Annotated in this window: 10 protein-coding genes; all 10 read left to right on the forward strand. The window is 40.2% G+C overall.

Annotated features, from left to right (window positions below; translation table 11 throughout):
* Positions 1–28: 28 nt before the first annotated feature.
* The 10 genes from V7108_RS15540 (at position 29) to V7108_RS15585 (ending at position 12982) form a co-directional block, all read left to right on the forward strand.
* The gene (locus V7108_RS15540; RefSeq protein ID WP_335568746.1) at positions 29–1369 is read left to right on the forward strand and encodes a sialidase family protein; all 1341 of its coding nucleotides are present in this window, start codon (positions 29–31) and stop codon (positions 1367–1369) included.
* A 24-nt stretch (positions 1370–1393) separates the two neighbouring features.
* Complete coding sequence (locus tag V7108_RS15545; protein ID WP_335568747.1) at positions 1394–2407, forward strand: SGNH/GDSL hydrolase family protein; 1014 nt, start codon at positions 1394–1396, stop codon at positions 2405–2407.
* 25 nt (positions 2408–2432) lie between these two features.
* A complete protein-coding gene (locus tag V7108_RS15550) occupies positions 2433–3083 on the forward strand; it encodes a YesL family protein (RefSeq protein ID WP_335568748.1) in 651 nt (216 codons plus the stop codon).
* Positions 3084–3158: 75 nt separating this feature from the next.
* Positions 3159–4094 (forward strand): dihydrodipicolinate synthase family protein, encoded by a 936-nt coding sequence (locus tag V7108_RS15555; protein WP_335568749.1) that lies wholly within the window; start codon positions 3159–3161, stop codon positions 4092–4094.
* Positions 4095–4187: 93 nt separating this feature from the next.
* Positions 4188–4871 carry an N-acetylmannosamine-6-phosphate 2-epimerase gene (locus tag V7108_RS15560; protein WP_335568750.1) on the forward strand — a complete coding sequence of 228 codons (684 nt, stop codon included), beginning with the start codon at positions 4188–4190 and terminating at the stop codon, positions 4869–4871.
* Between the two features lie 2 nt (positions 4872–4873).
* Positions 4874–5764, forward strand: coding sequence for an ROK family protein (locus tag V7108_RS15565; RefSeq protein ID WP_335568751.1), 891 nt, complete (start codon positions 4874–4876; stop codon positions 5762–5764).
* Between the two features lie 14 nt (positions 5765–5778).
* Positions 5779–8886, forward strand: coding sequence for a glycoside hydrolase family 2 TIM barrel-domain containing protein (locus tag V7108_RS15570; RefSeq protein ID WP_335568752.1), 3108 nt, complete (start codon positions 5779–5781; stop codon positions 8884–8886).
* A gap of 194 nt (positions 8887–9080) precedes the next feature.
* The gene (locus V7108_RS15575; RefSeq protein ID WP_335568753.1) at positions 9081–10748 is read left to right on the forward strand and encodes a DUF4091 domain-containing protein; all 1668 of its coding nucleotides are present in this window, start codon (positions 9081–9083) and stop codon (positions 10746–10748) included.
* A complete protein-coding gene (locus V7108_RS15580; protein WP_335568754.1) occupies positions 10736–12481 on the forward strand; it encodes a glycoside hydrolase family 35 protein in 1746 nt (581 codons plus the stop codon). The genes V7108_RS15575 and V7108_RS15580 overlap by 13 nt, the downstream gene beginning before the upstream one ends.
* A 48-nt stretch (positions 12482–12529) precedes the next feature.
* Positions 12530–12982, forward strand: a complete 453-nt coding sequence (locus V7108_RS15585; protein WP_335568755.1) for a YhcH/YjgK/YiaL family protein — start codon at positions 12530–12532, stop codon at positions 12980–12982.
* Positions 12983–13046: the final 64 nt, after the last annotated feature.

Raw genomic sequence — 13046 nt, forward strand, 5'->3', positions numbered from 1 at the left:
GGAATTACATGATTAGGAGGGAATAAATATGTCAACGATTCAAGCAGAAGCAATTTTTTATCCAAATCTTGCGGGTTCAAAGGCTTATCGAATCCCATCGATGATAACGACAACGAAGGGAACGGTTATTGCAGGAATAGATGCCAGAATTGTCGATCAAACAGACAATCCAAACCAAATTGATGCTTCCATCCGACGCAGTGAAGACCATGGTGTAACGTGGGGACCAGTCCAAAAGCTAGTGGCCTTTGCGGGTGAAGGTTTAGATGGAGCTGCTGCCATTGATACATCATTGTTACAGGATGAAGAAACAGGAACAATTTTCATGATCTATTGCCATTCACCAGGTGGAGTCGGACTGTGGAACAGTGAACCAGGAATTGGTTTCGATGCAGATGGACGCAGAAAATTATTTGATAACGAAGGAAATGTTTACTTTTTATCCCAATCAGGAAAAGTGTATGATTCAGAAAACAATGTAACGAGTTATACAGTTGACGAAAAAGGTTATGTTTTCAATGATGGTCAAGCTAATGGAAATATTTATTTTAAAAAGGGAATTGACCAGAATGAAAGTTTACTAGAAGCAAGAACATGTTTTATCCAAATCATTCAGAGTGAAGACGACGGACTTACTTGGTCGAAACCAAGAGAATTGAATTTATCGGTTAAGGAAGAATGGATGAAGTTTATTGGATCTGGTCCTGGCTGCGGTATTCAATTGAAGCACGGAGAAAAGAAAGGTCGATTAGTGTTCCCAATCTATTTTTCAAATGAAGCAGGAGCTCTATCTTGTGCTTGTATTTATAGCGATGACCATGGTGTTACTTGGCAGCGCGGCGAATCTCCAAATGACGGAAGAGAGCTGGATGGTGAGACTCTCTCAGCCGAAACTATTTCAGAAGGAAAACAATATTTGACAGAGTCCCAAGTCATTCAATTACCAACAGGTGAGTTGAAATATTATTTGAGAAACCACTATGGGCTGCAAAGAACTGCTGTTACAACAAGCACGGATGGCGGCGAAACATGGGGTGAAGTCACGTTTGACATGGAATTGATCGATCCAATCTGTCAATCTAGCGTTGTCCTATATCCAGATTTAGGAGACGGAAAAGTACGGGTTCTATTCTCTAATCCAGCGGATGAAAAAACAAGAGTAAAAGGAACTGTTCGCTTGAGTGAAGATGGCGGTAAAACATGGCCGTACAGCAAAGTAGTTGAGGAAGGCTACTACGGTTATTCTTGCTTAACGGTCCTTAAAAATGGTGAAATCGGTGTCCTGTATGAACGGGTTTATGATTACTCTGATTGGAATAACATGGACATTCAGTTTGCTAAGTTTTCGCTCGATTGGTTGAAGTCATAGTTCGGTACAATTGGAGGAATGAACTTGCAGCAGGTACCATTATCTGAAAAGTTATTTCATGGAGCTGTTTCCTTGGAAAAAACGAAAGAGTATATGAAACCTTGGAGAATCCCTTTTGACATAAAGGAGTTTTATCCACCAAACGGCATTAGCGGCCAAGCGGAGCTGCCGGCAGGTGTTCGGATTAAACTTCGAAGCAATACCCAATCCATAAAGATTGAAATTGCAGAAGCAACGGAATTCATGGAGATGGATTGTTTGATTGACGGTACTCTAGTAAAAACAGCCTACCTTTCAGCAGGGGAAACAATGGTTTCATTTGATTCCCTTCCTGGTCAATCAAAGTTGATTGAAATCTATTTATCCCAGAGATTGCCTGTCCCGATTTCAGGAATTTGGATTGATGAAGGAGCAGAGTGGGAATTAGTCGAAGATTCCCGTTTACGCTGGATCACGTATGGAAGTTCTATCACTCATTGCTATTATTCAGATAGTCCATCGCAGACGTGGCCGGCGCTGGCTGCTAATAAGATGGATTTTAATCTTACATCTCTTGGATATAGCGGAAATTGCCACTTAGAGCCGATGGTAGCTAGAATGATTCGGGATATGCCGGCTGATTTTATTTCGATATGTGCAGGAATCAATATCGTGGGTGGAAATACATTATCGGAAAGAACTTTTTCGCCTGCATTAATTGGATTTATCCAAACGATTCGTGATGTACACAAGAATGTGCCACTTGTGGTGATTTCTCCTATTTTTCACAGGGAGAGAGAAAAAAGCGAAAATGAAGTTGGGTTGTCACTGGAAAAAGTGAGAACTGAAATTGTTCAAGTCATTGATATGCTAAAGCGACATGGTGAACAAAACATCTATTATATAGATGGACTTGAAATGTTTGGAGAAGAGTTTGAAAAATATTTGCCTGATGGGCTGCATCCAAATGGAGCAGGTGATAAAATCATCGCCGATCGTTTTCAACAGTTGATCGAAGCGCACGCAGCAATCATCAGTAAGAAAGAAATACCTAGTTAACTTTAATCTAAAATGAGGTGGGAATATGTTTCATGCTGGCTACATGGAGAAGTTAAATACAATCATGGAATGGATAATGAGGTTCTTTGTCCTTCAATTAATATGGATATTATTCACTCTTGTGGGTCTGGTTATTGGAGGCATATTCCCAGCAACCTTTTCGATGTTTGCGATTTGCCGAAAATGGCTTAATAAACAAACGGAGTTCCCGATTTTTCGAACGTTCTGGGATCTGTACCGTAAAGGCTTTCTAAAGACCAACCTACTAGGATGGGTTACCACGTTAACGGGCTGTAGTCTTTATTATTATTTCCAGCTGTTCAAAGGTGGAGAGGGAACGATCGATCTTGTATTACTCATTGTCGTGTGGATTGCAGGTATCCTTTATTTGATGACAGCCCTGCTTATGATTCCAGTCTATGTTCATTTTGACATCAAACTAATTAATGTTGTTAAATATGCACTGATCATTGCTATTTCAAATCCATTTCATTGTCTAAGTATGGCGGCGCTTATTGCAGGCTTCTGCATGGTGATGGTTCTGGTTCCAGCACTTATTCCGTTCTTTAGTTTCAGTGTACTGGCTTTTGGACTAATGTGGATGGCGAAATCGGCCTTTACGAGACTAGAACAAAAGGTCGCAAAATTAGAGAAGATTAATAATAGCATGGTATAAAAACTTGCGCTAAAATTTATCCGGAAATGCAAAAATACTAGTTTACTATTTACTAACAAAAAAGGGGATACCAACATGAAAGCTTGGGATTTAGACCAATTTAAAGGTATATTTGTTGCAATGTATTCTGCCTATGATGAGGCAGGCGAAGTTTGTGAGGAACGAGTGAAAAAGCTTGCCCGTTCCTATGTAAATAGCGGAATAACAGGTTTATATGTCGGAGGCAGCTCTGGTGAAGGAATCCTGCAAACAGCGGAAGAAAGAAAGAAAGTAGTAGAAGCTGTTACAGAGGAGGTTGGCCGTGAGCTAACTATTATCGTCCATGTCGGTGCAAACTCTACAAGAGAAAGCAAAGAGCTTGCGATTCATGCAGAAAAATGCGGCGCCCATGCGATCTCAGCCGTTCCAGCAATCTATTACCGTTTGTCCGAGCAATCGGTTGAAAAGCATTGGCAGGAAATGATTGACAGCAGCTCATTGCCATTTATTATTTACAATATTCCACAGACAACAGGATTCAATTTAACTCAACCACTATTCCAAAAAATGGCTGCTCAAGAAAAGGTAATTGGAATTAAGATGTCTGGAGAAAGTGTTTTTGACTTACAGCAATTCAAAGCGAATGCTGGAAAAGAGTTTCTCGTTTATAACGGACCAGATGAGCAATTCTTAGGCGGACGCATTATGGGCGCTGATGGCGGTATTGGTGGAACATACGGTGTTATGCCGGAACTATTCTGTTCATTAGAAAAATTGTATCGTGCTCAGAAACTCGAAAAAGCTCAGAAATTACAATTTGAAATCAATAGCGTGATTAAAAAGCTATTAAGCTATCCATCTTTATACGGTGCTTGTAAGTACATTTTATCACTAAGAAATATTGAAACAGGTTCTCCAAGACTTCCATTATTACCTGTAACTCAACAAGACCATGCATCCCTGGCTGAATTAAATGATACTATCCAAGCATTAATCAACACCTATACAAATGAAGTAGAAAAAGTATATTAATAGTTTATTACTTCTCTTATTAAAATTGTCCTTCATAAGCTTTTATGAAGGACAAAATGCATTAAAAATAAAAAGTTACAAGGAGATCACCATATGAACAATCATCCTTTTTTCACGACTATACACAAAGATTTAATTGTATCTTGCCAAGCGCTTGAACATGAGCCGCTTCACGGATCTGAAATCATGGCGAAAATGGCTCAGGCAGCTAAGGAAGGCGGTGCAAAGGTCATTCGAAGCAATTCTGCAGTTGATGTTGCTGCGATTAAACGCCAAACAGGACTTCCAGTCATTGGATTAGTCAAGCGTGATTATCCAGACAGTGAGGTTTTTATCACGGCAACCCTTAAAGAGGTAAAGGAACTATTGGCAGTAGAGGCTGATGTCATTGCGCTAGATGCCACTTATCGCAAGCGTCCAAATGGGGAAAACTTAAAGGATTTAGTCGACTATATTCATGAACATAGTAATGCGTTAGTAATGGCGGATATTGCAACCATTAGGGACGCCGAATATGCGCTAGAATGCGGTGTAGATATGGTCTCTACGACCCTTTCCGGCTATACGAATGACAGTCCAAAACAAGATGATCCAGATTTTGAACTAGTTGAACAGCTTTCCCAGCGATTACCAATCCCTGTTATTGCAGAAGGCCGCATCCAAACACCAGAGCAAGCACGCAGAATGCTGGAATTAGGTGCTTGGTCGATAGTAGTAGGAGGAGCAATTTCAAGACCGCAATTAATCACAAAAGCTTTTGCGGAGGGAATTCGTTAAGAATGAAGCACTATCTGGCCTTTGATATCGGAGGAACACAAATTAAATATGGGATTGTGACCGAAAAAGGGGATATTCTTTCGCACTTTATGATGGATACAGAAGCCCATCTCGGCGGCCGGGCGATCATCGATAAAGTAATTGCAGCAGGTAAAAGCATTGTGGCGGACTATTCCCTCAGCGGAATTGCTATTAGCACAGCCGGACAAGTTAATTTCCATACGGGAACAATTGTAGCTGCCGGTGATACAATTCCGCATTATACGGGTGTCGAAATCAAGAAGCTTGTCAGTGAGGCCCTCGGACTTCCAGTCGAAGTGAGAAACGATGTAGACTGTGCAGCCCTTGGTGAGATGTGGCTTGGTGATCACGGCTCAAGCAATTTCATTGCGTTGACCGTGGGGACAGGAATCGGCGGAGCGATTGTGATTGATGGAAAAATGTATTCAGGGCATTCATTCAGTGCAGGGGAATGGGGCTATATGCTCGTTGACGGAGACCCCTTTGAAAAAAATGCCTCCGTTTCAGGTTTAATTCAGTTTGCCAATCACTATAAAGAAGAACGTCAATGGACTGGAAAAGAAATTTTTGATTTATATGACCAAGGTGATGAGGAGATTCAGATGGCTGTCAGACAGTTTTTCCGTTATTTAGCGATGGGCATCTCGAATCTTATTTATATTTTTAACCCGGAAAAAGTCATCATAGGCGGCGGCATTACGGCTCGGGGAGCGAAGTTTTTGCAGGAAGTAAAAGAGGAAGTCGAAAAATATTTGTTACCTTCCTTTAATAAAAATTCGGAAATTGTTCTTGCTAATCTATCCAATCATGCCGGAATGATTGGCGCGGTTTACCACTTTTTGAATTCTCAACGAGAGAGTTTGACTGAGTAAGGAGGAAAGCACCTATGTTAAAAGCAAAAGAAAAGTATGTTTATACACCACCAAGTAATGGTTATCCAGAGTGGAATAACAATCCTGAAATTTTTCAATTAAATCGTTTGCCTGCCCATGCGACTAGCATGCCGTTTTTGTCAGTAGAAGATGCATTAACAGTAGACCGTGTGGAGTCACCATTCTGCAAATTATTGAATGGTGAATGGAAGTTTTTATTTTCAAAGAATCCTGCTGGCAGGAATAAAGATTTTTATAAAGATGGTTTCGATGAAAGTGAGATGCAACCGATTCAAGTACCTTCTCATTGGCAATTCCAAGGATATGATTATCCGCAATATACGAATGTTCGATACCCATGGGAAAATCAAGAAGAATTAAAACCTCCATTTGCACCAACGAAATACAATCCTGTTGGTCAATACATTACCTATTTTGATATTCCAAAAGAGTGGGAGAAACAGCCTGTATATCTTCATTTCGCAGGAGTGGAGTCCGCTTTTTACGTATGGGTAAATGGTGACCTCGTTGGATATGGTGAAGATAGTTTTACTGCGAGTGAGTTTGACATTTCTCCCTATTTAATAGAAGGAAAGAATAAGCTTGCTGTTGAGGTCTATCGCTGGAGTGATGCAAGCTGGTTAGAAGACCAGGATTTTTGGCGTTTAAGTGGAATCTTCAGGGATGTATATTTATATTCCACACCTGTGCTCCACATTTCTGATTATTTTGTGCAAACGAGTTTAGATGCTGACTTTAAGGATGCCGAGCTTCTTGTAAACATGAAAGTTTCTAATTATGCTAGTCTTTTCGATGAGCCAGTTTCCATCGAAGCACATTTATTTGACCAAAATGGCCGTGAAGTATTTAGTGAACGGATTGCTGAAAATTATTTGCAAAATGAAGAAGAAAGCGCTTTGTCTTTCGCAAAACAAATGGAAGCTCCATCCTTATGGAGTGCAGAGAAGCCAACGCTCTATACCTTTGTTATTACAGTTAAAAACTCCGATGGCAATATCATGGAAGCGCAAAGCTGTAAAGTTGGTTTCCGAAAAATCGAAATTAAAGACAGCCTAATGCTAGTGAATGGAAAAAGGATTCTGTTTAATGGAGTCAACCGCCACGAGTTTTCACATCTTAGAGGCCGTTCTATAACGAAAGAAGATATGATTCAAGATGTACTCGCAATGAAAAAGCATAATATTAATGCCGTAAGAACTTCCCATTATCCGAACCATCCTTATTGGTATGAATTATGTGATCAATATGGTTTATATGTAATCGATGAAGCAAACTTAGAAACGCACGGTTCCTGGAGTTATGGCCAAAAGGAATTGCTTGATACCGTTCCAGGAGATAGGGAAGAGTGGACGGCGAATGTAATCGATCGCTGCCATTCGATGCTGCATCGTGATAAAAATCATCCTTCTATCGTAATCTGGTCGCTTGGAAATGAATCGTTTGGCGGAACCAACTTTATTAAAATGAAGGATCATATTAAGAAAGAAGATCCAACACGTCTTGTTCACTATGAAGGGGTGTTCCATTATCGTGCGTCAAGTGATGCTTCAGAAATTGAAAGCACGATGTACGAGCATCCTTCAAGGTTGGAAGAATATGCCTTGAATGCAGAACAGAGTGAAGTTCCAGCCAAGCCTTATATTGTATGTGAATATGCTCATGCAATGGGCAATTCTGTAGGGAATCTCTACCAATATACGGATTTATTCAATAGGTATCCGATTTTACAAGGCGGGTTTATCTGGGATTTTAAAGATCAATCCATTCAAACGACAACGGAATCAGGTGTAACGTATTTAGCCTATGGCGGTGATTTTGGTGAATCACCACATGATGGTAACTTCTGTGGTAATGGTCTGTTATTTGCAGATGGGACGTTAACACCGAAAATTTATGAAGTGAAAAAATGCTATCAACCAATTGATGTCCGATTGGAGAATGATCGATTTACCGTCATCAACAAGAATTTATTTACCGATGTTAATGAATATGAAGCAAGATGGACAATGCTGAATGATGGGGAAGAAATAGCAAGTGACAGCATTAGCGTTTCCTGTAAGCCATTATCATCTGTAACGATTGACCTTAAAGATGTGCTAGCAAACTATGTAATGGAAGGTAATGAATATATTTTAACCATCAGCTTCCACACGATGAAAGATAGTCTCTGGGCCGAAAAGGGTTATGAAATTGCTTTTGATCAATTTGTCCTAAACAATCGAATCTATGTTCAGCCAGCACCAGGTCTGAGCTTGAAGAACATTGAGGAAACAAATGAGCAAGTGAAAGTGGAGGGAGAGGAATTCTCCATAACGGTAAGTAAAACATCTGGGTTCATTACTTCATTTATCAAACAAGGTGTAGAAGTTTTAGCAGGGCCGGTTGTACCAAATTTCTGGCGGGCGTTAACCGATAATGACCGTGGGAATAAATTAGGTGAACGTGCAGGAATCTGGGAACATGCAGGCGGGACAGCAGCTTTGCAACAAATGAAAGTAACGGAAGCGGATAAAACGGTTCAAATAGAAACGGTTCTACAATTACAAACCTCACCTATATCAACATGTACGATTCAATATGAAATCACTGGAGATGGAGAAATCCGTGTGGCATATGAACTTGTTCCTGGTGAATCTTTACCTGAAATTCCTGAGATCGGGATGATCCTTCCATTCGTCAAAACGTTCGAGAATATTTCTTGGTACGGAAAAGGTCCTCATGAAAATTATTGGGACCGTGAAAAAGGGGCGAAAATTGGCCGCTACGTATCAACAGTAGAAAATGAATTCATACCTTATTTAAAACCGCAGGAACACGGAAATAAAACCCATGTACGTTCGTTTGAAATTGACAATGGTGCGGGAGTGAAGCTCCACGTTACGAGTGATTCATTACTCGAAATCAATGCCAGTGCCTACTCTGCAACAGAATTGCAGGATGCAGGCCATGCGTATCAATTGCCTGAAAGAACAAAAACGTATTTACGTGTAAATCATAAGCAAATGGGTGTCGGTGGAGATGATTCTTGGAATGCAAAAACACATCCTGAATTCACATTATTTTCCGATCAAACCTATCAATATTCATTTACTATAAAATAATGTTTACATGAATCTTTACACTTATTGGCTTTGTTAAAGCAAGTTTAATCCCCCTGCTGTTTGGAGCGGAAAGTGAAGGTTTTTCGCTCCATCAACAGCTGAGTTTAACTGAGCAACTGTAAATAAAGTTGTTGGGTTGGCACGACAATTGGCGGTGTTATAATTTTGGTTATATAGATTGAGAGGGTGAAAAAATGTTGGTGGAACAGGGATTTTTAACAAAGAGTTTAAGCTCTTTAACAAAGGTTTTTGCTGATCAAGAACTGAAAGACAAGCCTATGAACAAAGGTTCAGCGCTTATCAATGAATCGTACTCTTTCCAGATTGCCTATAAATCTAGAACACTATTAAAAAATATTCGAGTGCATGTAAATTCTGGTTTTAATGAGAAGATCACAGTCCGTTCCGTAGGGCTTGTCCCATCGGAATTACCATGTTACCACGATCATGATGATCTCATCCTTAAATCTACACCGGGATTATTTCCTGATCCCCTTTATCCGATTCATGATATTGAAGGTTTAATAGCCTTTCCAGAACAGTGGCGTGCAATTTGGATAACTGTCGATCCTCAGGGAGACGTGAACCCAGGCAAACATCCGATTGAAGTCATCTTTGAAAAGGAAAACGGGGAATGCCTTGGTAAGGAGGTTTTCGAATTAGAGGTTATTGCTGCCGAACTGCCCGAGCAAACATTAATACATACAGAATGGTTCCATACGGATTGCCTGGCTACTCATTACAAGGCAGAGGTCTTTAGTGAGGAGCATTGGAAAAGAATTGAGCAATTTGTTGGAACTGCAGCAAAGCATGGAATGAATATGATACTCACACCAATCTTTACACCTCCTTTAGATACCGAGGTTGGGGGAGAACGGCCGACTGTGCAGCTTGTTGATGTAGAAAAATCAGGTGACAGGTACCTTTTCCAATTCGAAAAGCTAAAAAGATGGATTGATTTAGGCAGAAAGCAAGGAATCAGGTATTTTGAGTTTTCTCATCTTTTTACCCAATGGGGAGCAAAGCATGCACCGAAAATAGTTGGTTATGAAAATGAAGAATTGAAACAATTATTTGGCTGGGAAACGGATGCAGCGAGTCTAAAATATCGAGATTTTCTTCGACAGTTTCTTCCTAGTTTGCTCGAATTTATTAACCAAAATAATTTAGAAGATCAATGTTTTTTCCATGTTTCGGATGAGCCGCATCTGACCCAGGTGGAGTCTTACAAAAATGCTAGTTTGATCCTCCAAGAATATTTAAAAGATTTTCCAGTTATTGACGCGCTTTCAGACTATACATTCTATGAAAAAGGCATTGTCAAAAATCCGATTCCCTCCAATGACCATATCAATGCTTTTTTGGAGAATGGAGTAGAAAATCTTTGGACCTACTATTGTTGTGCCCAATATAAAAAGGTCGCAAACCGGTTTTTCTCGATGCCATCGTTCCGCAATCGGGTTCTAGGTATCCAATTATATAAATACAAAATCGCTGGCTTTCTTCACTGGGGATATAATTTTTGGTATTCACAATACTCGAAAAAGGCGATTGATCCCTTTAAAAATACGGATGCCAATTATTCATTCCCTTCCGGAGATGCTTTTCTCGTTTATCCCGGTGAAGATGGTCCGATTGAATCGATAAGACTTGAGGTTTTACATGAAGCTCTGCAAGATTTAAGAGCGCTTCAATTGCTGGAAAGCTTTGTTGGCAGAGAGCAAGTCTTAGAGCTTTTGCAAGAAGGGTTGAATGATGAAATAACCTTTGAACAATATCCTCAAGACCAAGAGTGGTACCTTCAAAAGAGGGAACAGATTAATGAAAAAATTAAGAAAGAAGGTGCAGTATGTCAGCATTAACTTATAATCAAAACTCATTCTTATTGGATGGCAAAGAAACTCGCCTATTAAGCGGTGCGATGCATTATTTCAGGACAGTACCAGAATACTGGGAAGACCGTTTAACAAAATTAAGAGAATGCGGATTTAATACGGTAGAAACCTATGTAGCGTGGAATTTACATGAGCCTGAGGAAGGCCAATTTGTTTTTGAAGGCATCGCTGATATTGAAACCTTCATTAAAACAGCAGAAAAAGTAGGTCTTCATGTCATTGTCCGACCTGGCCCTTATATTTGTGCCGAGTGGGAATTCGGCGGCTTTCCTTATTGGCTCATGACCGTACCGAATATCCAATTACGCTGCTACAATCAACCGTATTTAGAAAAAGTAGACGCGTTTTTCGATGTATTATTTGACCGATTGCAGCCATTGCTGCGTTCCAATGGCGGTCCGATTATTGCCATTCAGGTTGAGAATGAGTACGGAAGTTATGGAAATGATCAAAAGTATTTGCAATATATGCGGGACAGTATCCAAAAACGGATTGGAGACGAGCTTATCTTCACTTCGGATGGCCCAGCACCGAGTATGTTACATGGCGGGATGATTGATGGAGTATTTGAAACGGTCAATTTTGGCTCACGAGCAGAAGGTGCATTTGAACAGTTAAAGCAGTTTCAGCCGGAGGCCCCGCTGATGTGTATGGAGTTTTGGCATGGGTGGTTCGACCATTGGGGTGAAGAGCACCACACTCGATCCTCTGAAAGTGTCATCGAAACATTGGAAAGTATTTTGCAGCAAAATGGTTCTGTCAATTTTTATATGGCCCACGGCGGGACGAATTTTGGTTTCTATAATGGAGCAAACCATAATGAGGAAGTTTATCAGCCGACGATTACTAGCTATGACTATGATGGCTTGTTGACAGAATCCGGTGATGTGACGGAAAAATTCTTTGCGGTGAGAAAGACGTTTGAAAAATACGTTGATTTGCCTGAAATGAACTTACCTCCAGTGACACCAAAAAAACAATATGGTGAAGTCTATTTTGCGGAGCGTGCTGCTCTACTAGATTCATTGAATCAACTTTCAAGTCCACTAGAGAGCCGAACGCCTTTAACGATGGAGGAGTATGGGCAGGGTTATGGGTTTATCGTTTATGAAACGGTGATAAAAGGAGCTTACGGCAAGCAGACGCTAACCGTTCAAGATGTTCATGACCGCGGTCAGATTTATTTGAATGGTGAATATGCTGGTTTAGTTGAGCGAATTGGCGGCCGTTCAAGTATTGAGGTTGATATCACTGAGGAAGAAACAAAACTGCAGATTGTAGTTGAAAATATGGGACGTGTAAACTATGGTCCATTCCTGAAAGATTTTAAAGGAATTACTGAAGGTGTACGAGCAGGCAACCAATTTTTGTTTGATTGGACTGTGTATCCTTTACCGCTAAAGGATTTGAGTTCCTTAACGTTCACCAATGATGAGGCAAAAGAGAATCATCCTTATCTTCACCGTGGTACCTTGAATATTGATGAAGCGGCCGATACGTTCATCGATATGTCCGGGTGGACAAAAGGGGTTGTCTTTGTAAATGGACATAATCTCGGCCGTTACTGGGAAATCGGACCACAGCAAACCCTCTATGTCCCAGCTCCGTTTTTGCAAAAGGGAGAAAACGAAATTGTCGTATTGGAATTACATGACCATAAAGGAATTGTAAAGTTTGTGGAGGAGCCTGTATTAGGATAATACCTTTACACTACAAAAAGAAACTATGAACAAAAAGGAGCAATCATCATGATCGTTGATCATATTCGTAATGTTAGTTTTTACAAAGGGCTCAATGAGAAATTCGATAAAGCCTTTGAATATATCCAAAACACGAACCTTGAACAGTTGGAGCCAGGCTTCTATGAAATGGATGGAGAAGAACTTTTCTTCAATCTAGTAGAATATGAAACCAAAAGTGTAGAGGAACGTGTATGGGAAACACACAAAAAATATATCGACATCCAAGTCATCGTAGAGGGAAATGAATGCATCGGGTATGAGCATTTGGATCGATTGAACATCAAAGAGGATTACAATGAGCAGGATGATATTTCTTTTTGGGAAGGCAGCCTGCAATCCAAGGTAATACTTGAAAAAGGTGATTTTATCATTTGCTACCCGCACGATGCTCATATGGCTGGAATGATGGTTAATGGAAATGAAAAGGTGAGAAAAGCTGTTTTTAAAGTAAAAATATAGAAAAAACTGAATTCAACTGCAGCCCTGATGTCTATGTCTACGTCAGGGTTTTCAAATTTATCGG

The sequence above is a fragment of the Neobacillus vireti genome (assembly GCF_036962345.1).
Lineage (GTDB): Bacteria > Bacillota > Bacilli > Bacillales > Cytobacillaceae > Neobacillus > Neobacillus vireti_A.